Below are 24,645 nucleotides of genomic sequence, written 5' to 3'. Positions count from 1 at the left end.
ATTAGGAGTTAGCTGCACCTTGAGACTCTTGCTGACGTACATAAGTCGCGGTCGCTGGAGCCAAGCCGAAATGTTTTGGTGTTTCTATATTTTGTAATTTCACGGCAACGCCAATAAGTGCCATATGATGTATGCAATGGCTAGCAACAAATATGAGCTCCCTATGAAGGCTTGATACTAAATGGTCTGATTGTTCCTGTTCTAAACAAACTTCTGAAAAAATGGTCACTGAAGTCATTAGAGCGTTACTCTCTATAGTGTGTAGCCAAGTCTGAATGTCGTTTAATTCTTTTTTTGCTGTTTCAATACAGGATTCAACAGCCGCGCCACGACGTCGAATATTATAGTTAATGTGTGCTTGGGACACGCCATTCACGATAACTAAATAATTATCGATAATATGTCGAACATGTTGACCTATACTGCTATTAATGTAAGGTGCACTTATATGGCAGTACGCTTTGTTATCAATTGTGTCAAGTAAAGCCAAAGCTTGATTAATGGTTTCTATGTTACCTTTTATAACAGGTATCATGTCTCCTCCTGAGTGTCAGGCCGTTGTGTGTTTGTGTTATGGAACTCTAGATAGCTTTCTGCGGATTCTCTGCCCATGTATTTCCCTAATACTCTTTCCGATAGTTGGGTTAGATCAACAGTGATAAGCCCATCTACTGTTTGATTAAAGTCTGGATCAACATTGAAACTAATAAAACGGCCCTGAAGAGATAAATATTGGCGAATTAATACAGGGACGCCTGCCCCGTTTTCAAGGCGAGAAACAACGTTTGATAAAAGTTGGATGTCGGCAAGCCCTGAAAGTAAGTTTACAGACCAAAAAGGTTTACTCGCAATTGGAATAGGGTGAGTTGCTTCCACTAGCTTTGATCGGTTTGAATCGTAAAAATGGGCGGTAAGGCTGCTGACGATTAATTGATGTGTCAGCTCTTTGTATTCACCACTGATGCTGACTGGGCCAAAAAGCGTCGTGTATTTGGGATTGCGAGAAATAAAAGTGGCAATGCCTTTCCATAGAAGCATAAGAGGAGACAGGTTTTTTTGATAAGGTTTATCAATAACAGATCGTCCCATTTCTATTGCGTTTGGTTGTGTGTCTAAGAATGCTTGGTCAAACTTAAAGAGGGTGCGACTGTATAAACCGTGAATGCCTGACTTTTGTACAAGAGAATCTACTAGACCTAGCCTGTAAGCCCCTGCAATTGCCTGTTGATCTTTATCCCAAATAAAGAGGTGTAAGTACACATCATCAAACTGATCAATATCAATTTCTCTTCCTGTACCTTCACCCACCTCTCTAAAGTTACGTTCTCGGATGACACCGATCTGCTTTAAAATATTAGGGATTTCATGGGCGCTTGCGATAAAGACATTGAACTGTTTTTGTTCTACAAGGATAGACGTAGCGGGTAGAGTTTGAATCTCTTGATTCAAAATATCTGTTTTGATGTCCTTTAAAATAGGCGTGAGTAGTCGATAGGATCCTGTGAGTGTTGTACCACTTTGTTTTAAGTGATTTTGCTCTAATAAATAGGTGTTCAAGCGTAAATAGTTTGTGATGTCTTGATCGTTGTCCATTTTCGCGATTTCATTGGGCTCTATGACTGAACCACAGCGCACTCCAATTGATTTGTTCTTTTTATTTAATAATTCGCGGCCAAGTAAAGCAGTTCTGAATCGAGGATGAATTTTCCCTACTTTGTAAAAGAAAGGGGAGTTTTGACCTTCTATAAAAATGGGCAAACATGTTGCTTTACTGGAGCGTGCTAATCGACCTACAAGCCTCCCCCATTCTTTATCTTGAAGGTAGTTGCTGTTTTCATCAAATGTAGATACTTCACCTGCGGGGAAAATAAGCAATGCTCCCCCTGTTGTTAGGTGTTGCCCTGCTTCCTTAATTGCTTTCATATTGGTTCTACGGGCTTCCTTTGTTTCGAAGACATCAACACCAATAAATAAGTTGTCTAATTCTGGAATGCGTTTAAGGAAGAGGTTGGCCATCACTTTAATATCAGGACGATATTCCATAAGCATTTTAGCGAGAATGACGCCTTCTACGCCCCCTAAAGGGTGATTTGCGACAATAAGTAAAGGCCCGCTGCTAGGTATTGTGTTTAGAGGTTCTCCAGATGAATGGAAACTGATACCAAGGGCGTCAAGAGTGTGGGTTAAAAAGGTGTTGGTATCTGAGTTTTTAGGGCGCATTAAGTAATGCTGATGCAGTCGTTTTAGCCCCGTTATATTCTCTAATATCGGAGCAAACCACTTCATAGATTTTGTTCTAGGAAGTAAAAAAGGGCTGAACTCTGATGTCGTTTTCATATATTAATCCATTGATGGGTAATCAACTACCCAACTCTTTTCTTCTCGCCAAGCGCGATACAATGATAGCAAAGACGGTGTTTGGTAACCCGCTTTTCGATTTAGATGTCCAATTTCGAATAAAGTTCGATATTGAAATAATAATGCCTTAATTGCATCTGGAAATTTTGTTTTGCTATCCCATATATGAGTGGCTTCACTGCTTGCACCGTTGATTTCAAGGATTTGAAAGTTTTTACCGTCCATGAGTTCATCAATATGTTTAAACTTGACATCGAGACGACCAAAATGAAACTCTGGCATACCATCAAAAAAAGTATCTAATGACTGTGTGAGTGCTTCAGTAATGTAGCGATTACCGTCACGAAATATACTACCGCCACTGTGGCTGCCTGCAAAGGCAATTCGTACAGCCTCTCCTTCAGGGATCACTTTGTCATGATTTTCTTTGTGTCTTGGTAGGTAAATGTGAGAAAGAAGCCCTGCTCGTGGGTCTGCTAAAATAAGCTCTTTAAGTGTTTGTACACCATCACCAACAACCCAGGGGGTGTACTTTAGTGTGATGGAGGTAATTTTTCCTTTTCTCTCTCCAGGGTAGCGAATATAAAAAATTCCTGCTTCGGCTTGGTACTTGGATTTTTCTTGCAGTAAAAAACGTGCATTTTCAGGAAAAAGCTCAATGTAATCTGATAGCTCTTGTTCGTTTTCAATTAATCGAACACCAACACCTCTGCATCCAAGATCTGGTTTCGCTACAGCAGGTAAGGACAGGCCTTTGTCAAAATATTGATCAAGCAAGAGCTTTGTGCTTTCTTTCGATGTCAGATTCTCTTTTTTTGTAGAAGTCACATATTCACAGAGAAAAGATCGAACTTCTTTTTTGGGTTGATCTAATATGTCGGCTTTAGATTCACCGACCATGCCACTCAATGGTATTTTAGGGTTTGAAATTAACGGCAAACCGATACTTCTGTATTTTATACTCAATCCAACACATTGAATAATGACTGGAGCATACATCGCCCAAGCAGGCCAGAATTCAAAAAAAGAAACAGGCTTCTCTGTAAGTTCAAGAGGTGGCATGCCTTCATTTATACCTTGCGGCAAGGGGACTTTTCGAATGTTCAAACGGAGCGTTCCTCCAGAAGATAAGTATTAATTACTTTATTTATTAGCATAATAACAACAATTAAAAGAGGCGCTAGGACCCAACGCCACAAAGCGCCTTCTAACCATAGTGCATCGCCCAAAGCAAAAACAGAGGTATAGACTACAATTGACCAGAGTAATGTGGCTAGCCCAACAGAGAAGAAAAATGTCATGGGTTTAATATGCAATGCTCCACATACTAGATACCCCGTACCTCTCAGGCCGGGTAAAAACCGAATAAGAAATACATTTAAAAACGCATTTTTTTGTAATTTTTTTTGGATTGTTATTACTTTTGGATGAGCTAGGCGTAGCTGGACCCATTTAAATTTATGGCTATATCGGCCAATGTAAAATAAAATGATGTCTCCAGACGCAATGCCAATAAATACAGCAAGTATACCTAAATGAATAGGTAAGGTTCCCTCAACAGACAAAAGCGCTGCACCAACAATCGCGGCATCTTCTAATAAGTAGGAGATAAAAATGATCCCTAGCATAATGATGTAGGGGTTGTGCGACCAACTGAGTAAGGTATCGAGCATAAATATATAAACTAAACCATTTTTTAACTATATAACGTCAGACCCAGTCTCTATTAACTAGTTCAATCATATAAAAAAATTTTGTAAAAAAGATGGTGCCCCCACCAGGACTCGAACCTGGAATAGCCGCTTAGGAGGCGGCAGGTATATCCTGTTTACCTATGGAGACATGAGAGTTTTTTAGTATTGATAATTTTAAAATTAATAGATTATTGGTGCTTTTAACCATCAATTCGAAAGCAGGTGGTTTTATACCTTATTTTTTATTGATCGGCAAATCAAAGCGTTATTTTCATATTTGAAATGAAGGTAATGTTATTGTGACATGTTTAAAGAGGTCGGTTATGCTTTGCCAATCGTGTGTTTACTATTGATTGGTCTAGTGCTGCCTTTTGCCGTGTATATGCGACTTTTTTTGTCTGAACCCTTGAGTATTTCTAGGAAAGATTTGTTACGCTTTTGAGCGATATTCAGTATTTGCTCGTTAGTGTGATTTTTTTCTTTACAGGTTTCTAGGAGCTTTTCGCATAGGCTAACGAGCTCGATTAATTTCACATCCTTATGTTGAGTATGTAACCACTCCTTAAACTGGCCTTCTTCTGGTTGCTTTTGATTAATGATTCCAAATTTTATCAATAACGAATGTCTTTTAGTATTTAAAGCGTCTAATTCATCTAAAATTGCACGTTTTTGTGCTGCAATTTCTAATATGGCTTCAGAACTAAGTTTGGCAAGTGCGTCTCGCTCATTATCTAGTAGTGTTGATAATGAATCGAGTAGTTCTTTGTTGCGAGCAAATATAGGTTCAACAGGTACCATAAGAAGAATTACTTTTCCTTAATTAAGGCTAATTTTTATTACGAAAATAGAGCATCAATACTTTGCATGTTGCTTGCTAGCTTTTGCGTGTCGATTTTATATTCGCCAGCGGCTAGAGCCTGTTTGATTTCTTCCACTTTATCCATATCAATGTCAGGAAGATTCGATATTTTCTCTTCCTGATTTTTTAATACTTGAGCAGTGCCACTTAACTTTACTGTGTCTTCTGCTAATGTTTCTTTATTAGAAGGTACTTTTGATTTGACACCTTCAGTTTCTCCTGAAGATTTTTGCAAACGATCATTTTTACTGACATTTGACTGATTTAAGATATTACCAAGATTAATTGCCATGATGCTTACCTGCTCTGAATTTTGCCACCTACTCCACTTATCGACCGTCTATATATAAACTTTAGACATTTTTATAAAAAATACTCTAAATGGCGATTTCTTTTTGCTCGTTTCAATAGTTTACAAGAATCTCGTTGCTGGATACAACTTTTCCGTACACAATTCGACCAGAACTGGTGTTTTTCACTCGAATTTGCTGGCCTAACACCCCATTTTCAAGTGATTCTCCGTTCATCTTTATACTGATAGTGCTACTTTGGGCTTTTATCACGATTCGAGAGCCTTTTTTTATTATTATTGGTAGTTCTGTTATTTTGTCTGTTATGACTGTGTTGATATTAATGTTTCGTGAGGCAATAAGCCCATATGGTGGGTTGTCTTGACTATAAATGTCCCCTCGTAATTTGGTGATATCCACCTTTATTAAGTCAGTGTTGTTTGTTGTTATTGGTTGTTTTCTTGATATGGGTGTAATTGCGGTGTAAGCGCTCAATAATATTTGTTGATTCACTGGAATAAAAATTTTCCATGTTGGTGTAATGCATTGAACTGTGTATGTCGTTCTTTTTTGAGCGTCACGGCGAGAATTAGAAATGGACAGTTTGTCTTTTGGACAACTTGGCAAGTAGCTAAAATTCGCTCGGTTTCCTAATTCAATATGTATTTCTGCCTTAGGATAAAGCGTGGCTAAACGAGGTTTTTCATTTTGTTCAATGAAATTAATAATATAGTCTTGAAGATTGGTTGCATGACAAACAGAAGGCAAAGTGCATAGTATTAATGCTCGAAAAAATAGATTTTTATTCATAATAGATAAATATCTCGCGATTTTGACTCTAAGCTTGCATAAGGTATTAGTAAAATAACAAATATCACTCTATGATTGGGTGATATTTACATATTTTTTTGAGGTTCGCCTTGGCGACATAGTAAGGTTCATAGGAGATTTAGTTATGGCCGGAGTTCTCGATACAGTTAACCAGCGTACTCAACTTGTTGGTGAGAACCGTCTGGAGTTGTTGTTGTTTCGTTTGAATGGGAAGCAAATATACGGAATTAACGTTTTTAAAGTAAAAGAAGTGTTGCAGTGTCCAAAGCTGACAACGATGCCTCACAGTAGTCCTGTAGTTCGAGGTGTTGCCCATATTCGTGGAGGCACAATCCCGATACTTGATCTAGGCCTTGCTACGGGTGATCGACCAATTGAAAATATAAGCGAATGCTTTGTCATCATTACAGAATACAATCGTCGAATTCAGGGTTTTTTGGTCAAAGGAGTCGAACGAATTGTTAACATGAATTGGAGCGATATTCAGCCACCTCCAAAAGGATTGTCTCATGATAATTATTTGACCGCTGTTTGTCAGGTTGAAAAAGAGATGGTAGAAATTATTGATGTTGAGCAAATTCTTTCTGAAGTAGCACCGACAAAACAAGACATCTCTGTGGGAATTGTCACAGACTCGGTGCAGGAAAATGCGAAACAGTACCATATTCTTATTGTTGATGATTCGAGTGTGGCTCGTAAACAAATCAAACGATGCATGGAAGACGTTGGTTTTGCAACGACTGTGTTGTGTGATGGTCGTGAGGCTCTAGAGTATCTTTTGAGTATTGCTGATGAAGGCGGTGATGTAACCACAGAGTTTTCAATGATTATATCAGATATCGAAATGCCTGAAATGGATGGTTACACTTTAACTACTCAAATACGGAATGACAGTAGATTGAGTGATCTATTTATTCTTTTACACACTTCATTAAGTGGTGTGTTTAATGAGGCTATGGTGAAAAAGGTGGGTGCCGATGGTTTCCTTGCGAAATTCCAGCCTGATGAGTTAGCTCGTTTAGCAATAGAAACCGTACAGGCAAAAGAGCCTGAATAGTTCGGCGGTTATAGAGCACTTACTTAACCTGATTAGTATGCTTATTTGGAGCAATAATGTTGAGCAGTACAGACGTAATAACGCCACAGGGGTATGCAAAGTTTCAGCAATACTTAGAAAAAGTATGTGGCATTATGTTGAGTGATAATAAACAATACTTAGTTGCCAGTCGGTTAGGTAAGCTGCTAGAAAGAGAAGAAATTGATAGGTTAGAAGATCTAGTTTCATTATTGGAAAGAAGTGATGGGGCATTAGAAGAAGAAGTGATTAATGCCATGACAACGAATGAGACTTTGTGGTTTCGTGATATTCATCCTTTTAAGATATTGAAAGAAAAAATTCTACCGGAGTTTTCTAGTCACCCTCTTAGGATTTGGTCTGCCGCGTCATCAACTGGACAAGAGCCATACTCAATAAGTATGGTAATCGATGAATATAAGTCCTCGTGTCCAGGTAAGTTAAGATCGGGTGAGAAAATTATAGCTACAGACATTTGTACTAATATTTTGGAGCATGCTAAACAAGCTGAATACGACAGTCTTGCAATTGTTCGTGGTCTCAGTGATGATTTGAAAAAACGCTACTTTGATAAATTAGATTCTGGATCATGGAAAATAAAAGCGCCTATACGTAGTCGTGTTGATTTTCGTTATTTGAACCTTATTGATTCATATTCAAGCCTAGGGAAGTTCGATGTTATTTTCTGTCGAAACGTTCTTATTTATTTTTCCCCTAACTTGAAGCTGGATATATTGACCAGAATGCATAAATCACTTAATCCTGGTGGGTATTTGTTTTTAGGGGGGTCGGAAGCGTTAAGTGGTCTGTCTTCTATGTTTGAAATTGTTCAGTGCCACCCTGGTATTGTCTATCGTGTTAAATGAATTGTATAAAGGACCTTCTTTAGCGGGTCGGTCCTGTTTTTATCTTCTGGTTTTCTTTTCTTTAGTGTTTTAGCTAATTACCTTCTTAATACTCCTTTTTTGTTTTTGCCTTTGTTGTTTTATTGCCGCTTTTTGCCGTCTCTGTTTTCTATTTCTTCTATCTTATTGATATTCAATGTTTTATTTTTTTGGCATCCATTTTGCTTAGTTTCTATTAGGGTTATTAATTGTTTGATTTTTGGGGTGTGTAGATGGCGATTACATTTGAAGGTGCGCTTGCAGGGCATGATAAAGCGTTGTTATTTCGAAGTGCTCGCTCTGCTGTATTGGCGAATAATATAGCCAATTCAGATACACCTAATTATAAAGCTCGTGATATTAGTTTTGAGTCAATGATGAGTCAATCTATGCGCAGTCAATTATCAATGGACGTAACGAATGAAAAGCATCTTTCTCAGACCTCAGGATTTACTTCTATTGATGCGGACGCTCTTTTGTATCGTACGCCTAGTCAGCCATCTTTGGATGGTAATACGGTTGATATGCAAAGAGAGCAAGCTGAGTTTGCTCAAAACTCTTTGCAGTTCGATACTAGTTTTTTGTTTCTGGATCGAAAAATTAGCGGTATGAAAAAAGCTCTATCAGGAGGGCGTTAGTAATGTCTTTAAATAATATTTTTGCCATTGCTGGGTCGGCAATGAGTGCTCAGTCTGTTCGTCTAAATACAGTAGCAAGTAATATTGCGAACGTGGACAGTGTTTCAAGCTCTGTCGATCAGACGTATCGTGCTCGTAAGCCTGTTTTCGCTGAAATGTTTGATGAGTCTATGAAGTCTCATGGTTGGAACAATGTAAATGATGATGGGATGGGTGCTGGGATTGGGGTGCAAATAAAGGGTATTGTTGAATCTGACGCCCCTTTGCAGCCTAGATATGAGCCTGATCATCCTATGGCAAATGAAACGGGTTTTGTTTTTTACCCGAATGTAAATCCAGTCGAAGAGATGGCGGATATGATGTCGGCTTCTCGGTCTTTTCAGACGAATGTTGAGATTATGAATTCGGCTAAAAGCATGATGCAGAAAGTCTTGACACTTGGTCAGTCTTAGGGGTGATGTATGTCTGAAATAAACAGTGGTTTTAGTAGTTTAATTGCTCAATATGGCACCGATAAAGCTAAGAAAAGCTCTGGGGTAGATGAGCAAACTGCAGTTGAAAAAGCGAACATTGGGGATCAAGATGTCTTTATGACTCTTTATATTGAGCAGCTAAAAAATCAAGACCCTACTGCTCCTCAAGATACAAATGACATGGTTGCTCAAATGTCTCAATTTAATCAGGTTGAGCAGTTGACGACCATTTCAACGCGTATCGAAGCTATGGCTGCGTCTTTAACATCCAGTCAGGCTCTTGGAGCGTCAACGCTGGTGGGTAAATCTGTGTTTGTGGCTCAGAATTCGGCAGAGCTTGTTGAGGGTGGTGATGTTTCTTTGAGAGTGGGCATACCTGACGATGTTCAGGGGACCACCTTGAAAATATCTAATGCAGATGGGAGTGTGGTTAATGAGTTTGAACTAACCTCAAAAGAATTTAAATGGGATGGTAGAGATAAGGATGGCAATTCATTGCCGTCTGGCAATTATACTTTCTCAGCAACTGGAAAAACGTTTGATGGTGATACTTTGGATTTAAGTACTCTGCTCCCTGCGCGAATTCAGGGGGTCACAATTAATGGTGCGAATGGCACTGAGCTTAATGTAGCTGGTCATGGCAAAATTAGCCTGACAGGTGGATTGGAAATAATAGGTTAATCGGAGGGCGTTATGGGATTTAATACAGCACTTTCAGGTATCAAGGCTTCTGCAGATTTTTTGAGCGCTACAGGTAATAACATTGCAAACTCCGATACAACTGGCTTTAAGCGTTCCCGAGTGGAGTTTGGTGATCTTTATAATACCAGTGTGGTTGGTGCAGGGAGCAATAATGCCATTGGTTCGGGTGTCAGTGTCAATAATGTGGCTCAGCAATTTGCCCCGGGTAATATTTCGGATACAGGTAGTAACCTAGATTTGGCAGTTGATGGGAATGGCTTTTTTGTTTTGGATGAAGGTGGTACTCAGATATACACTCGGGCTGGTGACTTTAAGTTGGACGAAGAGGGTTTCTTGGTTACTAATGATGGCGCGAATGTACAAGGTTATAATGCTGTAGATGGTATTGTCGGGGGTAATCTTGAGGATCTTATTGTACCAACAGAGCGTATTGCGCCGCAGGCTACTGCTGAGGTGGCTATTGAGGTCCAGTTGGATTTTAGATCGGATGATGTGCCTGCGTTTATAGTTGATGTATTCGATCCGACTGATCCTGAAACGTTTAATTATACTCAAACACAGACAGTTGCTGATGGTCAGGTTCCACCGCAAAATCATATAGTCACTTATTATTATGCTAAATCAGAGTTGCCGAACACGTATCAGGTGTACGCGACGGTTGATGGTTCTCCGACTGATGATAGTGGAGCGGAATGGCTTACGGATCAATTTATTACTTTTAATGGTGAGGATGGCTATCGAGATGCTCTTGGGGTGGTACAGCCTGGTGGGTCTCAGGTTCTTTATTCTGGCACAAATTTACCTCAGGTTTCAGATGTTGCTGCTCTGAATCAGGCGAATTTTTCCTTGGCAGGTAATTTAAATGGTATCGCCATTGCTGATTCCTTGGTTGTTGCAAATGTGATTGAACCATCGAATGTTAGTAGGAATGCTTTCGATCCAGCTGATCCTTCAAGTTACAATTATGGAAATACAAAAAATATTTATGATGCTTTAGGAGATGTCCATACGCTTGGTTATTATTTTATTCAGCAAGGCGAAGCAAACACGTATGAACTAAAAGTAACGGTTGATGGAAGGCAAACGTTTAATGACCCCGTTACAGGGCTTCCAACTCGTTTTGTACCTGAAGATACTGTGGTAACGTTTGATGTGTCGGGTAATTTGTCGGGAACGTTTGAAGGGTTTCCACCATTTGCAATATCGTCTCCTGTTCAGCTTTCTATTACAGGTTTTGATCCTACTGATCCAACTGCAGAGATTCCTGTGGATCTGACTGGTTCAACTCAATATGCATTGGACAGTAATGATGAATTTGAGCAGGATGGTTTTGCTGCGGGTGAGTTGCAAGGAGTGTCTTTTGATGAGGACGGTTCTTTGTTGGCAACTTATACTAATCAACAAACTGCAATTTTGGGGCAAGTGGCTTTGGCAACGTTTGACAATACAGATGGCTTAAGTCCTGTGGGGAATACGGCGTGGGCGGCAAGCTCTAGCTCTGGGGCGGCAAACGTTGGCCGAGCGAACACTGGGACGCTTGGTAGTATTCGAGGCGGTGCTCTTGAGGAGTCGAATGTGGACTTAACTTCTGAATTGGTTGCGTTGATCGAAGCTCAAAGGAACTATCAGGCAAACTCGAAAACCCTAGAGACAGAAAACACGGTAACTCAGACGATTATTAACTTATAATGATTATTTAGATCGATTTTTTAATTGATCTTCTTTAGCTTGATGTCGTTCTATGTGCATTAATAAGCTACCTTTCTAAAAGAATCTATACTGGCATACTTATTGTATTGTCTGTATAGATTCTTTTTTTTGAGGGTATGTTGAATGGATAGAGCACTCTACCTTGCCATGAGCGGTGGCAAACAGACTATGCACGCTCAAACGGTCCATGCTAATAATTTGGCAAATGTCAGTACAACAGGTTTTCGTTCTGATTTTGAACAAGCGCGTTCAATGCAAATTAATGGCGAGCACTTTCCTTCTCGTGTGTATGCAATGACAGAAAATCCTGGTACGCGTTTTGAATCGGGTGGATTGATTCAAACAGATCGTAATCTGGATATAGCCATCCAAGATAAAGGTTTTATTACCGTTCAAGATGAATTAGGGCGTGAGTCTTATACTCGTGCGGGTAACCTTCAAATTACATCCTCTGGCCAACTTGTAACCGCAACAGGATTGCCTGTTATGGGGAATGATGGGCCAATTTTTCTGCCTCCTCTAGATCAGATTAATTTTGGTGATGACGGTACGATTTCGATTGTTCCTCAGGGTGGAACCTTGGCTGAAATTGCTGTGATTAATCAAGTTAAACTGGTTTCTCCGGATACAAAGCAATTGGAAAAGGGGAGCAGTGGTTTGATATATGGGAAGGATGGTCAAGTATTTGATCAGAGCCCTGATGCAAAAATAATATCGGGGTTTATCGAAGGCAGTAATGTTAATGCGGTTGAAGAGATGACTCATATAATGAATTTATCTCGGCGTTTTGAGCTTAATATCAAAGTTATGGATACGGTTAGAAATAATGAAAATGCTGCGGCACGCATATTGCAGCGTAATGGTTAAAATAGCAGCAAAATAAGCACAAAATAAATTATCGCCGTATTGTTTTAGATAAATTAATAAGAAGGTAATAGTATGCATTCAGCGCTCTGGATTAGTAGAACAGGCTTAAGTGCAATGGATAAGCAATTGTCTGTTGTTTCAAATAACTTGGCAAACATATCTACTGTTGGCTTTAAGAAAGATAGGGCTGTATTTGAAGATCTTTTGTACCATACGGTGAGACAACCTGGAGGATTAAGTTCTCAAAACAATGAGTTGCCGTCGGGTTTGCAGATTGGGTCAGGTGTGCGAGTCACAGCGACGCAGAAAGATTTTTCAGAAGGTGACTATAATGTGACTGATCGTCAGCTTGATGTTGCAATTCAAGGTGACGGCTTTTTTCAAGTTTTGCAACCTGACGGAACTGTTGGTTATACAAGAGATGGTAGTTTTCAGTTAAACAGTGATGGGCAAATTGTTACTCCGAATGGTTTACTGCTTGAGCCTGCTGTGACGATTGATCCAGACGTAGTTGAGATTACTATAGGTGATGATGGCGTTGTTTCGGTGTTAAGAGCGGGTCAAACTGATACGGAAGAAGTTGGAGCGATAAATATTGCAGGCTTTATCAATTCATCGGGCCTTACTGCTATTGGTCAAAACTTATTTACCGAAACCAATGCCAGTGGTGCGCCGATTGTTGGTGTTCCTGGAGAGGATTCATTGGGGGGGCTGCGACAAGGGATGTTGGAAGCATCTAACGTGAATTCTGTTGAAGAACTGGTTAATTTGATAACAACTCAAAGAGCGTACGAAATGAATTCTAAAGTAATTTCGACGGCAGACTCTATGCTTGGTTTTGTTACTCAGCAGCTCTAAGGTGAGATTAGGTGGTATTATGAAACTGTTTACGTTAACTGTTTTTATGGTGTTTTTAGTTGGTTGTGCTGTCGTAGAACCCACCCCAACATCAGATGATCCATTTTATGCGCCAGTTATTCAGGAGCGTATTCAGGCGAATAATAGGGCGGATGGTAGTATTTATCAGGCTGGGATGGGGGACATCTTTTTTGGTGATAAAAAAGCAAGGCAAATTGGTGATATTCTTACTGTTAATTTGAGTGAAAGTACTCGATCAACCAAATCGAATGCGTCCAGTTTATCTAAATCGTCTTCTTCTACTATTACGAATCCAACCTTATTAGGGGTTCCTATCGGTCTGGATACAAACTTACCTAGTACCTCTACAGATTTTTCTGGTAGCGCGGATGCGAACCAAAGCAACAGTTTGTCAGGAAGTATTACGGTTACTGTTTACAATATTTATCCAAATGGGTTGCTTGCTGTTCGTGGTGAGAAATGGATTACACTTAATCGGGGTCAAGAATATATAAGGGTCTCTGGGTTGGTTAGAGATGCTGATATTGGTGCTGATAATACAATCAGCTCAACTCGCTTGGCGGATGCAAGGATTGCTTACTCCGGTACGGGTGAGCTTGCTGAAGGAAGCAAACAGGGGTGGTTAAGTCGGTTTGTTAATTCAAGCTGGATGCCGTTCTAACGAAATCTACTTAGGCTGATGTTATGAGATCGTTATTTATTTTTCTATTGTTGATTGTTTCTAGCTTTTCTTATGCAGAAAGATTAAAAGACATCACTTCTGTGGAAGGAGTTCGTGATAATAAATTGTTTGGATATGGTTTGGTTATTGGGTTAAACGGCACTGGAGACAGCACTGCGTTCACTGAGCAGAGTTTTGCCAGTATGTTGTCCCAATTTGGTATTACTTTGCCGGAAGGAGTGTCAACAGATTCAGATAATGTGGCTGCGGTTTCTTTAACTGCAACATTGCCTGCTTTTTCAAAACCGGGGCAGAATATTGATGTGACGGCATCTTCTATAGGCAATTCGAGCAGTTTAAGGGGGGGCACATTGTTGTTGTCTACTCTGAAAGGGGCTGATGGTGAGGTTTATGCTATTGCTCAGGGCAACTTAGTTGTTGGTGGGTTGGGTGTGCAAGGTGCGGATGGTTCTAGGCTATCAGTTAATATACCTACAGTAGGTCGTATTCCAAATGGCGCCTCGGTTGAAAGAGTTGTGCCAAGTAGCTTTAATCGTGGTGATACGTTGACTTTTAATTTGCATCGACCTGATTTTACGACAGCCAAGCATGTGACGGATCGCATTAATAACTTACTAGGGCCGAGTGTTGCTCAAACGTTAGATGCTACGTCTATACGTGTCTCTGCCCCGAGAGACCCTAGCCAACGAGTGGCTTTCTTATCAATTTTAGAAAACTTAGAAGTCGAGCTTGGAAAAGAGCGAGCTAAAATTGTGATTAACTCTCGTACGGGAACCATTATAATTGGTCAAAATGTAACAGTAACCCCAGCAGCCGTGACTCACGGTAGTCTTACGGTAACAATTAAAGAGAATCCAGAAATCGGTCAACCCAACGCATTGGCTGGAGGGGAGACGATTCTTGCTCCAAGAACCGAAATCACGGTTGATGAAGACAGTGGTCATATGTTTCTATTTGACCCAGGTGCTTCTCTCAATGACATTGTAAGGGCGGTTAATCAAGTGGGTGCGGCCCCTGGTGATGTAATGGCGATACTTGAAGGGTTAAAGCAAGCGGGTGCATTGAATGCTGATTTGGTTGTAATATGATGTTTGTTTAACTGAGTTGGATGCATAATATTTAGGTGGTGAGAAGTTATGAATAAAATTAATTCAAATGATTTTTATGCTGATTTCTCTTCATTGGCAGCATTGAAAACGCAAGCTCAAAAGGACCCTGGGGCTGCGTTGAAAAAAGTTGCTCAAGAGTTTGAGTCAATTTTTATTGGGATGCTACTAAAAAACATGCGCAGTTCTAATGAGCTGATTGGTGGGAGTGATTTGTTTTCTAGTAATCAAACTCGTCAATATGAAGAAATGTTAGATTCTCAAATGGCACAATCAATGGCGAAATCTGGTGGTGTTGGGTTGGCTGATGCGTTGATTAGGCAATTTGAAGGACGTGGTACGTCTGGTATTGCTCAGTTTGATTCTTCTGGGGGAGATACGGAGTTACTGCAAAATATAGCGACTCAAGACTTGGCTAAAATCCAATTGTTGGCTCAAGAGGCGAGTCGGCGTTTATTGGACAAGTCTGAGCGCATCGAGGCAGAGAGTGTTTCAAATAACCAACCTATAGGGAATGTCGCTGCGAATAGCTCTGCTCAATACGCTCCTGTTCCTGTAAAAAATGTGATATTTGAGTCACCCGAAGCGTTTGTTGAGCAGCTGTGGCCATTGGCAAAGCAAGCTGGAGAACAGCTTGGGGTCAATCCTAAAGCGATTTTAGCTCAGACGGCTTTGGAGACAGGGTGGGGGAAATTCCCTATTGCTAAGGCGGATGGAACGGCAAGTTTTAATATGTTTGGTATAAAAGCGGACTCACGTTGGGGAGGAGAGAGGGCTGTTGTTACAACGCTTGAATACGATAATGGTGTGGCTAAAAAGCAAAAAGCCCCTTTCAGAGCGTATGAATCCTTTGCGGAAAGCTTTAATGATTATGCTAATTTTCTTCAAACCAGTGAGCGGTATAAAGATGCCTTATTAGTTGGCGATAATGCGGCAATGTTTGCCGCTTATCTTCAAAAAGGTGGGTATGCCACCGATCCTAATTACAGTCAGAAAATAGACAGTATCCTTTCTAGTAAATGGTTTGAAACACTTCTTTAATCTGATTTAGTACTTTTCATAAATTGGTCAAGTTTTTGCATGCCTAACCGATAGACTTAATATCCTTGCTAACCTATTAGCATAAAAAAATTGAAGTGAAATCGAGGTGAGTCGTTATGAGTGCAAGCTTATATTCAATTGGATTGTCCGGTATTCAAGCCAGTAGTGCCCTTATTACTACAACTGGGCAGAATACAGCGAACGTTAATACGGCTGGGTTTAATCGACAAACTACGATTCTTACTTCCACGCTAAATGGCGGTGTTGCGATTCGTGATACTGATCGTGTAGTTGATCAATTCTTAAATCAGCAGGTTCGGGCGGATACATCTGCCAATAATTATTATGAAAAATATCATCAGTTGGCGACAACGGCTGATGAAATTGTCGGTGATCAGTCTGTTTCTTTAAATACTTACCTTGATAATATGTTCTCTGCGCTTCAAGCGGCAAACGCAGAGCCGACCAATTTGGCAACGAGAGATATCGTTCATACGAATATAACCAATATGGTGAGCCAGTTTAATGAGTTGGCTGGTTTTGTGGATAGTCAAAGTGATCTAGTGGATGGTCAACTCGGCACAGTGATTAATGAAATCAATGAAATAGCAGGTCAAATCGCTAATTTGAATGAAAAGATCTCAGTTCAAGAAGCTGTCGGTGGTCGTGTTGCTAATGAATTGAGAGATCAGCAAGAAGAATTGGCAAGAGGCATTAGTGAGATGATCGATGTGAAATTATCGTATGACTCTAATGGTCTAATGGAGCTTCAATTAAAAAATGGCCAGCCATTAGTTTTACAGGATGATGCGAAAGAGTTGATACTGTCTCCTAATGAGCAAAATCCTTCAGAGTTTGATCTGAAATTAGATTTTGGTCGTTATGAGATAGGCTTGAATAACGAGTCTCTGGGTGGACAGTTAGGCGCTTTAATGGACTATCGCAATGATATGCTAACGGAAATGGATCGACGCTTGGGGCAGCAGGCCATCGTTCTTGCTGATAGCATGAATTCTCAAAATGCATTAGGCCTAGATTATAACGGTGAGTATGGTAAAGATTTGCTTTCTTTAACATCGATACAGATCAATCAAAGCTCTGAAAATTCAAGCTTATTCCATGATGTTAATATTCGCCCTGAGACTGGAAAATCTCATGAAATAACGACAGATACTTACAGTTTAACAATGAGATCGGCAACCACATTTGATGTAACAGGTTTTGATTCTAATGGTAATGCAAACGGTGTTCTCGTTAGTGTTGATTTAAGCACGGCGGTTCCATCTGCCGATGGTTATGTGTCAATACCTGGTCTCGGCATTGAAGTTAGGCTACAAGAAGATCCAAATGTAACCTTTGCTAACGGCGATTTTTATCAGTTTACTCCCACTGATGGTGCCGCAGGAGGTATCTCTGTTGCTGCAAGTACGGGTGAACAACTGGCATTAAATGCACCGATTATTGTTTCAAGTGCGCTAACAAATATCTCGAACGCAGAGATTAGTCTGTCAGATATTACTGATGTCGATTTTGCAACCTCTGGTTTTGTTGCTGGTGGTGGTCTGGATGCAGCGGCACCGCAATCAATTCGATTTACGTTAGCAGATGAGTATGAAGTGATTGATGGTGGCGGGAATGTTTTGGCGACTGTATCTAATATCACTGACTATAATAATTTACTTGAGCAGGCTGGGTTGAACTCTGCTGGATACGATGTGTCTGTTTCGTCTATACCTACTCCTGGTGATTCTTTTGATATGTCGTTTAATTCTTCTGGATCAGGGGATAATTTTAATGGATTAAAATTGGCGGACCTACAAAATCAGAATTTGGTTGAAGGCGGAAGGTCTTATACTCAAAGTTATACGGCGATGGTGACTAACATTGGTAGCCAAACCCATTCATTGAAATTGAATATGGATTCCAGTGATACCGTTTTGCAACAGAGCTTAAATAGAAGGGATGAGATCTCTGCGGTGAGTATGGATGAAGAGGCTGTTAAGTTGGTCAGGTTTCAACAATCTTATTCCGCTTCAGCGCAAGTTATCACAGCGGCCAGAGACACGTTTCAAACATTATTAAGCGCAGTGAGGTAGATCATGAGAATTACCAATAATTTTATTTATCGTCAGTCTATTGAAGGTTTAACGAAAGCCAATGAGCGATATTTGGATGTGAATCGTAAGATCATAGAGCAATCGGAAATTGTTAAACCCAGTGATGATCCTGTTGGAGCAGGTCAGCTGCTGCAGTATGAAGCAAGCAACTTATTGATAGAACAATACTCGGAGAATGCGACATTCGCAAAAAATAGGTTAGGATATCAAGACGCTTCATTGGCGAGTTTAAGAAATATTTTAGACGCAATGGATATACTTAGAATTGAAGCGGAAAACTCGGCTTTTGATCAGAGTGATTTAAATTCAATTGCCTCTGAACTGGAGTCTCTGGTTTTATCATCAGCTGATTTGATGAATTCAAAAGGATCTGATGGTAAATACGTCTTTGCTGGCTTTGACTCTGATAACCCTCCTTTTCAAAAGCAAACAGACGGCTCTTATGTTTTTAGAGGGGATGAGGGTAAGGTGCAGTCTCAGCTGTCAGAAACGGTAACCATTAATGTGTCTAACTCTGGTAAAGAGCTTTTTGAATCTGCAAAAGTACGTAATGACTTTGCTGGTACTGTAACCGCTGGCCCAGCGACTTTAGGTGGGGTCAGAGTCGGTGATCAAGGTGCTTTTGATGTTTTTGTAGCTGATAATTATGATGCGATTACGCCTGCAAATAATCAATACACATTAACCACTGCTGTGGGGGCACCTGATACTTTTTCCGTTGTAGATTCTGGTGGTGGGGTGGTGGCTTCTGGGAATTATGTTTCTGGCCAAGCAATGAAGTTTCTTGGGATGGAAGTTTCGTTGAATGGTGCTGCTGGTAGTACGGTCGCTTTAGATATTAATCCTCCTGCCCGAGATAATATTCTAAATCAAATGAGCTCTTTCATTAATACATTAAGGGATGACTCTTTGACATTAAAAGATAAAGAGTTTGCCTTTAGGGATGCTTTTGTCAGTATTCGTAATACCCGAGAGGCAATAGGGATTGGTAGGTCGGCAATAGGGGCTGGATTGGATACGATTTCTCAAGTTGAAAATTACAGCTCCAGTTCAAAAATAACTAATCAGTCAGCCCAAAATGCGATTTCAGGTTTGGATTTGCCTGCTGCATCTGCCGAATTGGCTCTAGCGCAGCAGGCGATAGATGCGTCACAGCTTTTATTTACCAGAGTCACTAATCTTTCATTGTTTAATGCGCTGTAGGTATTTAAATGTCATTGTTTAAAGCGGATCTGTGTTTTGGTGTCGATATTTCCTTCGATTATTTCGATGTAGATTTACTTTTGGATGCTTTGCAAATCGGCTCTGAAATTAAGCGTAGCAAAAGAATAGTACAGTTGGTTAAGGAGCACGGGAAGCGACACCGAATTATTCAGATTGCAAAGCGTCAAATGGCGTTGGACATTGTTAAAACTGCTTTAGACAAAGGTGTTATGCCTTATGATTCTTACTTCCATGAAAAAACAACTTTATCTTCTGTGGCGGATCGTTTATACGATGCTGAAGAGAGGCTTTTACAAATTTGTCTTTCAATTGCTTTAGGTAAATCTGTTAAAGGACTTCGTAAGCTAGGGGATGGGTATGGTACAAAAGAATTAAGAGTTCTTTCAAATCAAGGTAGAAGCTTATTTCGTTATTTTCGCTCACTTCTAAATGATCATACTCGTAGCGTTATTTTATCGTTTAAGGAGGAGGCGGCAGATGATGGAAAAGACAAAAAAGAAGTAGCATCTCGTTCTGCAGCGTCTGATCTAAAAAATGAAACTCTTCCTGAGTCTCAAATTGAAGAACTTCCTAAGAAAAAAACTGAAATTAAATCTAGAATTAAGCCTACTGAGTTTATTGATGAGGTTGTGAGGGCTAACTTGTTATTACTTGAAGGTCAAGATTTACTGACTGAACAGGTAAAGAATATGAAAGTCGGTGCTCCTTTTGATGTGACTGCATTGCAAAAGTATTGCAATCAATTGATTAGATCCTATGATAGGAACCCTTTTGCTTTGCTTGCATTACGCCATGCTAAAGAGAGTGAGTCTTATTTATTGCAACACCTTTTAAGCTCTGCAGTTCTGGGTGTTCATTTTGCTCGTGTAATTGGTTTGTCTGACTCTTATGTTTCTGCCATCGCATTGGGTGGTTTGTTGTTTGATATTGGGCGCTTCCGATTACCAGATGCTTTGTCTTCTAAATCAAGTAAGTTGACTCAAATAGAGTCAGATCTATTTCGTAAGCATATTGATTTTGCTCTTAGTGCGGTAAAAAACTCTGATGGATTGGTGAAATTAATCTACCAAATGATTAGTGATCATCATGAAAGAATTGATGGAACAGGTTACCCTGTAGGAAAGCAAGATGACGAAATCTCTATTTATGGCAAAATGGCAGCAATTATTGATGCTTACGACGCAATGACATCAGAGCAGCAGCATAAAGTTTCTATGGGGCCGGTTAAAGCATGTGAGCGCTTGATTAAAGAAGCTGGTTTGGCTTTCGATAAAAAATTAGTCGAAAAATTTGTTCAAAGTATGGGGGAATACCCTGTCGGATCATGTGTTTCATTATCTAATGGTCGAATCGGTTTTGTAATTAGCTTAAATAAGCTCAATCAACCTTCGTTAATTAGACAGGTGTTTAGTGTTGCTCAGAATGCTTTTATTCCTGTAGTCGATATATCTGTGGACAGCTCCAGTTCAAAGCGTAGTGATGTAAAGATTGTTTCAGAAGTAAACCCACAGCTTCATGGCATTCAATTTATTAACCATTTATTTTGATTACTTTTCATGAATGCCTTCTTTTCTCTGAGTGTTTCCATGTAAAAATTATAATGCACTCCAAATAGACTTAACGAGTTCAACTTAGCCTTAAATGTTTTTCTTATTTTAGCTGCCGCGTTTTGACAAGAGGATAGTGACTGACTAGTAGCTAAAGAGGAGTGTTTAATTGCATAAGAGGAAGGCGCCTTTGTCTAATGGGGTATTTACAAAGGCGCCAAAAAAAGGATGATTAAAGCGGAGGCATTAAAAATCCTGTATGCATTCTATTTTATATATAAATACATACCAACTATATAAAGCATGAAACATGCCAATACTAATGAATATGCTAATAAGTAATTATTGCGGTTGTTTTTTTGTTTTTTTTGGGTATTTAGAGAGGGTTCAACATTATCTTTGTCTGATATCTACTGTTCACAACGAGTTTTTATCTGAATTGTATCGGGTAGGGTGTGAGGTAACTAGATGTCGTCGTTTAGCTCTGCTTTACTTTGGTTGGAGGGAGGCATTTTTTTGCCGCATCTATGGTTTTTTTTTGCTTGATTGGGCAAAAAATACCAAGTTTAATTAAAGTTTCGTTTTCGATTGGCGATAAGCTTGTATAGAGAAATCTAGGGTTAGAGACCTCGAAGGGAATGTTACTGGGTAGGGGTATCCCGTAGCCGTTCCTAACAGTTAGGTAAAGAGGAGGCTGTGTACAGAATATTGGAAGACTAATGCAGGTAGTATTTGATGTGCTCAATTTCAGAAGTGAGTTATTGAAAAAGATGAGTTAAGCTATTCTAAGTTAGATGTATTAGTTTCCTTATGCGACATTTTAGTTACTAGATTAATATAATTCAAGATTGTTACTTTTGTTGATCGTCTTGAAAATTGTTAGAAATTTTGGAGGGGGTATGAAAAGTATTGATGGTATTAGTGATCTAGGTGTTTTAAAAACACCGATCGACTCAAAAAAGAACGTCGAAGAGTTGGTTCAAAAAGAAGTCAAAGGTATTGAATCGGGTTCTGAAAAAATAATCATGGAGGAAAAAAAAGAAAATCAAGATGAGGTCATTAAAGAGCTTAAACAAAATTTGACTCGCTTGAATCAATATATACCGGTTACTTCTACAAATTTAGTGTTTGAATTTGATGAGCGTGACTCATCTCCTTTTATCAAAGTGTTTGATAAAGAAAGTAATGAACTCATCAGGGAAATACCCTCAAAAGAATTCCGTGAAATAGCTAAAGCTTTAGGAGAATTCGCTGAAAAGCTTGAAGGTAAAGGTGTCTTGCTTGACGAAAAAGTTTAAGTTTTTGATATGGTACCCGATTTTCATTATGGGTGAATTAAAGGTTATGAATCAAATATTGAGAGTGAATTGATTGTAATATATAAATAGTTTTTTAACTTTAGACTTCTCTAACAGAAGTATATTGGCCTTATAAAAACTATCTTGAGTGTTTTTATGAGTGCTTTTAGTTTTTGAAAATGAGTTTATTTTTCATTCTGATGTGGAATTTTCTTGAATAACGGATATAGTCAATAGGTTTAGTTATGTACAATCCCAAAGTTAAAAATTATCAAAAAGAAGCGCTGAAAATGAGAATAGCGGGGGCAGACCGTTATGAAGTTATTCAGATATTAATGGAGGGAGCCATAGAGAAAATGGTTATGGCTAAAGTGACGATAGAAAGTAAAAATGCTGAAGCAAAAAGTGATTTTCTATCTAAGGCATCCGGGATTCTGATTGGGTTACGAGAAAGTTTAGATTTTGATATCGGAGGTGAAATTGCTGACAACCTATATGCTTTATATACTTATATGGTGGATCGCTTAATTGAAGCCAATTTGAAAAATGATATGGCGATTGTAGATGAAGTTATTAATCTTATGAAGGAAATTAAGTCTGCTTGGGATGAGATTCCTCATGCAGTTCGTGAAAAAACATTGAATGAAAACGGCATCGATTCAAATGCTAATTGATTACATAGCAAAAATGAGCGACTTGCTAAAAGAACTAGAGCATACAATCGATGAGCATGATATTGAAAAAGCAAAGCTAGTTATATCTGAGTTTAATGTCGAAACTAAAAAAACTCTTGAGGATTCATCTAAACTAGATGAATCTCATTACAAGTCTATCCAAGCCTCTTTGGATAGACTTAACGAGTTGATTATTAAAGTGGCTGATATTCAAAAATCAAAAGGCGTTGAGTTAGGTACTATTGTAAATGTTAAGAAAAAATTAAATGTATATAAAAACAATAAATAGTCTTCTCTAGCTCAGACCTGATCTGACAGTTACCTTATTTTGAATCGGTGTCTGTCAGTTTAGATCTGGGTTAAATTCTTTTCCACCCAAATCGCTTTTTCATCAAGTAATGTATCTAGTGAGCTCCTTCTGCAACACATTTTTCCCTGATGAGCTCGGCCATTATTGTAATAGACCATCCATTCGTCCAGATCTTTTTGCAGAGCTTCTAGGCTATCGTAAGCGCCTATCCAACCCTATCTGGTCGTCCCTGAAAAATTCCCAACTGATTGATTTTTTGATATTTTTATAAGAGAGTTAATGCCTAAATCTTACTAAAAACACGCTACAAGCCCAAAAAATTGCAGAATAGGTGAGTTTTATGAAAGTAAGCGTCCAGCAAACCACACATAACAATCAAATTTCGATTCACATAAAGTGATGATTTCTTTTCCTCAAGGAGTCATCTCTCATGTTTACATCCTCCCCCCAAGTTTCTATTACCTTGATTTGTGGTCCAACCGATATGCGTAAAGCCATTAATGGCTTATGTGAGGTAGTGGCTTATGATCTGGCGTTGGAGCCTTGTTCTGAACATCTCTTTGTCTTTTGTGGCCGTACTCGCAATAAACTCAAAATTTTACAATGGTCTGCCAATGGTTTTTGGTTACATTACAAACGGCTCGAAAAAGGCACATTTAAGTGGCCGGGAATTGAAGACAATACATTATCAATTCGCATCTCTGCCCGACAGCTAAATTGGTTGTTGGAAGGTCTACCTATGGAGGTAGAAGGCGCTCATCCTGAAATAATTTATCGCTATCATGACTGTTAATCACAATGAATCTGGTATAATCCATCGCTATGAAAACGATATCAGCCCCCCTTCCAAACGATGTTAAATCACTCAAAAAACTCTTGCTTGAGCAGCAAGCGTTGTTGGATCAAAAGGTCTCTGAAATCAGTCAAAAAGACTCTGCCCTTAAACAAAAAGATTCAGAGCTTGTTCAGTGGCAATCTAAGTATCAGAACATTCTGGAACAATGGCGTTTAGCTCAGCAGCGACAGTTTGGTAACAGCTCCGAAGTCATGCCGGGTCAAGGGGATTTGTTTGATGAAACATCGGACGTTGAACCCGACTCGCAAGTGGATGATGAACAAGAAAACCGTTTGGTGGCTAAAAAGCGCATTCAACCTAAGCGTAAACCTCTGCCCAAAGATCTTCCTCGTGAGACGATCATTCTAGATATCCCAGAAGAGGAAAAAGTCTGTGATTGCTGTCAGGGTGAGTTGCATAAAATGGGTGAAGACACGTCCGAAAAGCTGGAATTTATCCCCGCTCAGCTTAAAGTCCTTGAAACGGTTCGACCTAAATACGCTTGCCGACACTGTGATCAGTCAGGTACACGCAGCGCCATTAAACAAAGA

The 24,645-nt window shown here is 39.4% G+C and carries 26 protein-coding genes, 1 tRNA gene and 1 pseudogene; 19 read left to right on the top strand and 9 right to left on the bottom strand.

The annotated features are described in order from the left end of the window. Nucleotide 1 precedes the first annotated feature (1 nt). From ACMUMJ_RS06150 to flgA, 8 genes are all read right to left on the bottom strand, one after another. Entirely contained in the window at nucleotides 2–535 is a 534-nt protein-coding gene (locus tag ACMUMJ_RS06150; protein ID WP_414677923.1) for a DinB family protein, read from the bottom strand. Continuing rightward, the gene (locus ACMUMJ_RS06145) at nucleotides 532–2,337 is read right to left on the bottom strand and encodes a bifunctional lysophospholipid acyltransferase family protein/GNAT family N-acetyltransferase (protein WP_414677922.1); all 1,806 of its coding nucleotides are present in this window, start codon (nucleotides 2,335–2,337) and stop codon (nucleotides 532–534) included. The genes ACMUMJ_RS06150 and ACMUMJ_RS06145 overlap by 4 nt, the downstream gene beginning before the upstream one ends. Nucleotides 2,338–2,340: 3 nt before the next feature. Beyond that, nucleotides 2,341–3,465, bottom strand: coding sequence for a D-alanine--D-alanine ligase (locus ACMUMJ_RS06140; protein WP_414677921.1), 1,125 nt, complete (start codon nucleotides 3,463–3,465; stop codon nucleotides 2,341–2,343). After that, nucleotides 3,462–4,031: a DedA family protein gene (locus tag ACMUMJ_RS06135; RefSeq protein WP_414677920.1), complete on the bottom strand. Its 570-nt coding sequence runs from the start codon at nucleotides 4,029–4,031 to the stop codon at nucleotides 3,462–3,464. Before ACMUMJ_RS06135 ends, ACMUMJ_RS06140 begins: the two co-directional genes overlap by 4 nt. Nucleotides 4,032–4,124: 93 nt before the next feature. Beyond that, nucleotides 4,125–4,200, bottom strand: a tRNA-Arg gene (locus tag ACMUMJ_RS06130). A 173-nt stretch (nucleotides 4,201–4,373) separates the two neighbouring features. Further along, entirely contained in the window at nucleotides 4,374–4,850 is a 477-nt protein-coding gene (locus ACMUMJ_RS06125; RefSeq protein WP_414677919.1) for a flagellar protein FlgN, read from the bottom strand. Between the two features lie 38 nt (nucleotides 4,851–4,888). Next, on the bottom strand, nucleotides 4,889–5,203 hold the full coding sequence (flgM, locus tag ACMUMJ_RS06120) for a flagellar biosynthesis anti-sigma factor FlgM (protein WP_414677918.1): 315 nt from the start codon (nucleotides 5,201–5,203) through the stop codon (nucleotides 4,889–4,891). 112 nt (nucleotides 5,204–5,315) lie between these two features. After that, nucleotides 5,316–6,011, bottom strand: a complete 696-nt coding sequence (gene flgA, locus ACMUMJ_RS06115; protein WP_414677917.1) for a flagellar basal body P-ring formation chaperone FlgA — start codon at nucleotides 6,009–6,011, stop codon at nucleotides 5,316–5,318. A 145-nt stretch (nucleotides 6,012–6,156) separates the two neighbouring features. On the opposite strand from flgA, the gene ACMUMJ_RS06110 reads away from it, so the two are divergent. The 17 genes from ACMUMJ_RS06110 to ACMUMJ_RS06030 all read left to right on the top strand — a co-directional run bounded on the left by ACMUMJ_RS06110 (nucleotide 6,157) and on the right by ACMUMJ_RS06030 (nucleotide 23,238). Continuing rightward, nucleotides 6,157–7,089 (top strand): chemotaxis protein CheV, encoded by a 933-nt coding sequence (locus ACMUMJ_RS06110; RefSeq protein WP_414677916.1) that lies wholly within the window; start codon nucleotides 6,157–6,159, stop codon nucleotides 7,087–7,089. A gap of 56 nt (nucleotides 7,090–7,145) precedes the next feature. After that, a complete protein-coding gene (locus tag ACMUMJ_RS06105) occupies nucleotides 7,146–7,973 on the top strand; it encodes a CheR family methyltransferase (protein WP_414677915.1) in 828 nt (275 codons plus the stop codon). A 251-nt stretch (nucleotides 7,974–8,224) separates the two neighbouring features. Then, entirely contained in the window at nucleotides 8,225–8,629 is a 405-nt protein-coding gene (gene flgB / locus ACMUMJ_RS06100) for a flagellar basal body rod protein FlgB (protein WP_414677914.1), read from the top strand. Between the two features lie 2 nt (nucleotides 8,630–8,631). Continuing rightward, nucleotides 8,632–9,081 carry a flagellar basal body rod protein FlgC gene (gene flgC / locus ACMUMJ_RS06095; RefSeq protein ID WP_414677913.1) on the top strand — a complete coding sequence of 150 codons (450 nt, stop codon included), beginning with the start codon at nucleotides 8,632–8,634 and terminating at the stop codon, nucleotides 9,079–9,081. Nucleotides 9,082–9,090: 9 nt separating this feature from the next. After that, complete coding sequence (locus ACMUMJ_RS06090; protein ID WP_414677912.1) at nucleotides 9,091–9,783, top strand: flagellar hook assembly protein FlgD; 693 nt, start codon at nucleotides 9,091–9,093, stop codon at nucleotides 9,781–9,783. Between the two features lie 12 nt (nucleotides 9,784–9,795). Next, nucleotides 9,796–11,493, top strand: coding sequence for a flagellar hook protein FlgE (locus tag ACMUMJ_RS06085; RefSeq protein ID WP_414677911.1), 1,698 nt, complete (start codon nucleotides 9,796–9,798; stop codon nucleotides 11,491–11,493). Between the two features lie 144 nt (nucleotides 11,494–11,637). Next, nucleotides 11,638–12,381, top strand: coding sequence for a flagellar basal-body rod protein FlgF (flgF, locus tag ACMUMJ_RS06080; protein ID WP_414677910.1), 744 nt, complete (start codon nucleotides 11,638–11,640; stop codon nucleotides 12,379–12,381). Nucleotides 12,382–12,453: 72 nt separating this feature from the next. Next, the gene (gene flgG, locus ACMUMJ_RS06075) at nucleotides 12,454–13,239 is read left to right on the top strand and encodes a flagellar basal-body rod protein FlgG (RefSeq protein ID WP_414677909.1); all 786 of its coding nucleotides are present in this window, start codon (nucleotides 12,454–12,456) and stop codon (nucleotides 13,237–13,239) included. A 19-nt stretch (nucleotides 13,240–13,258) separates the two neighbouring features. Continuing rightward, nucleotides 13,259–13,921, top strand: coding sequence for a flagellar basal body L-ring protein FlgH (gene flgH / locus ACMUMJ_RS06070; RefSeq protein ID WP_414677908.1), 663 nt, complete (start codon nucleotides 13,259–13,261; stop codon nucleotides 13,919–13,921). A gap of 23 nt (nucleotides 13,922–13,944) precedes the next feature. Next, entirely contained in the window at nucleotides 13,945–15,030 is a 1,086-nt protein-coding gene (locus tag ACMUMJ_RS06065; protein WP_414677907.1) for a flagellar basal body P-ring protein FlgI, read from the top strand. Nucleotides 15,031–15,078: 48 nt separating this feature from the next. Then, nucleotides 15,079–16,089 carry a flagellar assembly peptidoglycan hydrolase FlgJ gene (gene flgJ / locus ACMUMJ_RS06060; RefSeq protein WP_414677906.1) on the top strand — a complete coding sequence of 337 codons (1,011 nt, stop codon included), beginning with the start codon at nucleotides 15,079–15,081 and terminating at the stop codon, nucleotides 16,087–16,089. A 116-nt stretch (nucleotides 16,090–16,205) separates the two neighbouring features. Next, nucleotides 16,206–18,185: a flagellar hook-associated protein FlgK gene (gene flgK, locus ACMUMJ_RS06055; RefSeq protein WP_414677905.1), complete on the top strand. Its 1,980-nt coding sequence runs from the start codon at nucleotides 16,206–16,208 to the stop codon at nucleotides 18,183–18,185. Nucleotides 18,186–18,188: 3 nt separating this feature from the next. Beyond that, nucleotides 18,189–19,409 carry a flagellar hook-associated protein FlgL gene (flgL, locus tag ACMUMJ_RS06050; RefSeq protein WP_414677904.1) on the top strand — a complete coding sequence of 407 codons (1,221 nt, stop codon included), beginning with the start codon at nucleotides 18,189–18,191 and terminating at the stop codon, nucleotides 19,407–19,409. 8 nt (nucleotides 19,410–19,417) lie between these two features. Beyond that, a complete protein-coding gene (locus ACMUMJ_RS06045) occupies nucleotides 19,418–20,977 on the top strand; it encodes an HD-GYP domain-containing protein (protein ID WP_414677903.1) in 1,560 nt (519 codons plus the stop codon). Between the two features lie 899 nt (nucleotides 20,978–21,876). After that, entirely contained in the window at nucleotides 21,877–22,275 is a 399-nt protein-coding gene (locus tag ACMUMJ_RS06040; protein ID WP_414677902.1) for a flagellar protein FlaG, read from the top strand. A gap of 245 nt (nucleotides 22,276–22,520) precedes the next feature. After that, nucleotides 22,521–22,949, top strand: a complete 429-nt coding sequence (gene fliS, locus ACMUMJ_RS06035; RefSeq protein ID WP_414677901.1) for a flagellar export chaperone FliS — start codon at nucleotides 22,521–22,523, stop codon at nucleotides 22,947–22,949. Further along, a complete protein-coding gene (locus tag ACMUMJ_RS06030; protein WP_414677900.1) occupies nucleotides 22,918–23,238 on the top strand; it encodes a hypothetical protein in 321 nt (106 codons plus the stop codon). The genes fliS and ACMUMJ_RS06030 overlap by 32 nt, the downstream gene beginning before the upstream one ends. A gap of 59 nt (nucleotides 23,239–23,297) precedes the next feature. On the opposite strand, the pseudogene ACMUMJ_RS06025 reads toward ACMUMJ_RS06030, so the two are convergent. Beyond that, nucleotides 23,298–23,459, bottom strand: a pseudogene (locus tag ACMUMJ_RS06025) (IS481 family transposase); the annotation flags it as partial. 230 nt (nucleotides 23,460–23,689) lie between these two features. Here ACMUMJ_RS06025 and tnpB point away from each other — a divergent pair. Continuing rightward, nucleotides 23,690–24,052 carry an IS66 family insertion sequence element accessory protein TnpB gene (gene tnpB / locus ACMUMJ_RS06020; RefSeq protein ID WP_414677899.1) on the top strand — a complete coding sequence of 121 codons (363 nt, stop codon included), beginning with the start codon at nucleotides 23,690–23,692 and terminating at the stop codon, nucleotides 24,050–24,052. A 29-nt stretch (nucleotides 24,053–24,081) separates the two neighbouring features. Then, the coding region (locus tag ACMUMJ_RS06015; protein WP_414677898.1) for an IS66 family transposase zinc-finger binding domain-containing protein at nucleotides 24,082–24,645 on the top strand (564 nt) is incomplete at its 3' end.

Origin of the sequence: Marinomonas phycocola, from assembly GCF_047525455.1 — a bacterium.
Taxonomy (GTDB): Bacteria; Pseudomonadota; Gammaproteobacteria; order Pseudomonadales; family Marinomonadaceae; genus Marinomonas.
The sequence above is the reverse complement of the archived record's forward strand: the minus strand, read 5'-3'. Positions and strand labels throughout refer to the sequence as shown.

Excerpts from the sequence above, each read along its gene's own strand:
- ACMUMJ_RS06145 (WP_414677922.1), bottom strand. The coding sequence starts at position 2,337 with ATGAAAACGACATCAGAGTTCAGCCCTTTTTTACTTCCTAGAACAAAA.
- flgG (WP_414677909.1), top strand. The coding sequence starts at position 12,454 with ATGCATTCAGCGCTCTGGATTAGTAGAACAGGCTTAAGTGCAATGGAT.
- ACMUMJ_RS06040 (WP_414677902.1), top strand. The coding sequence starts at position 21,877 with ATGAAAAGTATTGATGGTATTAGTGATCTAGGTGTTTTAAAAACACCG.
- ACMUMJ_RS06090 (WP_414677912.1), top strand. The coding sequence starts at position 9,091 with ATGTCTGAAATAAACAGTGGTTTTAGTAGTTTAATTGCTCAATATGGC.
- flgL (WP_414677904.1), top strand. The coding sequence starts at position 18,189 with ATGAGAATTACCAATAATTTTATTTATCGTCAGTCTATTGAAGGTTTA.
- ACMUMJ_RS06125 (WP_414677919.1), bottom strand. The coding sequence starts at position 4,850 with ATGGTACCTGTTGAACCTATATTTGCTCGCAACAAAGAACTACTCGAT.
- flgC (WP_414677913.1), top strand. The coding sequence starts at position 8,632 with ATGTCTTTAAATAATATTTTTGCCATTGCTGGGTCGGCAATGAGTGCT.
- flgF (WP_414677910.1), top strand. The coding sequence starts at position 11,638 with ATGGATAGAGCACTCTACCTTGCCATGAGCGGTGGCAAACAGACTATG.
- ACMUMJ_RS06150 (WP_414677923.1), bottom strand. The coding sequence starts at position 535 with ATGATACCTGTTATAAAAGGTAACATAGAAACCATTAATCAAGCTTTG.
- flgA (WP_414677917.1), bottom strand. The coding sequence starts at position 6,011 with ATGAATAAAAATCTATTTTTTCGAGCATTAATACTATGCACTTTGCCT.
- flgB (WP_414677914.1), top strand. The coding sequence starts at position 8,225 with ATGGCGATTACATTTGAAGGTGCGCTTGCAGGGCATGATAAAGCGTTG.
- ACMUMJ_RS06045 (WP_414677903.1), top strand. The coding sequence starts at position 19,418 with ATGTCATTGTTTAAAGCGGATCTGTGTTTTGGTGTCGATATTTCCTTC.
- ACMUMJ_RS06085 (WP_414677911.1), top strand. The coding sequence starts at position 9,796 with ATGGGATTTAATACAGCACTTTCAGGTATCAAGGCTTCTGCAGATTTT.
- flgM (WP_414677918.1), bottom strand. The coding sequence starts at position 5,203 with ATGGCAATTAATCTTGGTAATATCTTAAATCAGTCAAATGTCAGTAAA.
- flgJ (WP_414677906.1), top strand. The coding sequence starts at position 15,079 with ATGAATAAAATTAATTCAAATGATTTTTATGCTGATTTCTCTTCATTG.
- ACMUMJ_RS06105 (WP_414677915.1), top strand. The coding sequence starts at position 7,146 with ATGTTGAGCAGTACAGACGTAATAACGCCACAGGGGTATGCAAAGTTT.
- fliS (WP_414677901.1), top strand. The coding sequence starts at position 22,521 with ATGTACAATCCCAAAGTTAAAAATTATCAAAAAGAAGCGCTGAAAATG.
- tnpB (WP_414677899.1), top strand. The coding sequence starts at position 23,690 with ATGTTTACATCCTCCCCCCAAGTTTCTATTACCTTGATTTGTGGTCCA.
- ACMUMJ_RS06110 (WP_414677916.1), top strand. The coding sequence starts at position 6,157 with ATGGCCGGAGTTCTCGATACAGTTAACCAGCGTACTCAACTTGTTGGT.
- flgK (WP_414677905.1), top strand. The coding sequence starts at position 16,206 with ATGAGTGCAAGCTTATATTCAATTGGATTGTCCGGTATTCAAGCCAGT.
- ACMUMJ_RS06065 (WP_414677907.1), top strand. The coding sequence starts at position 13,945 with ATGAGATCGTTATTTATTTTTCTATTGTTGATTGTTTCTAGCTTTTCT.
- ACMUMJ_RS06030 (WP_414677900.1), top strand. The coding sequence starts at position 22,918 with ATGAAAACGGCATCGATTCAAATGCTAATTGATTACATAGCAAAAATG.
- flgH (WP_414677908.1), top strand. The coding sequence starts at position 13,259 with ATGAAACTGTTTACGTTAACTGTTTTTATGGTGTTTTTAGTTGGTTGT.
- ACMUMJ_RS06135 (WP_414677920.1), bottom strand. The coding sequence starts at position 4,031 with ATGCTCGATACCTTACTCAGTTGGTCGCACAACCCCTACATCATTATG.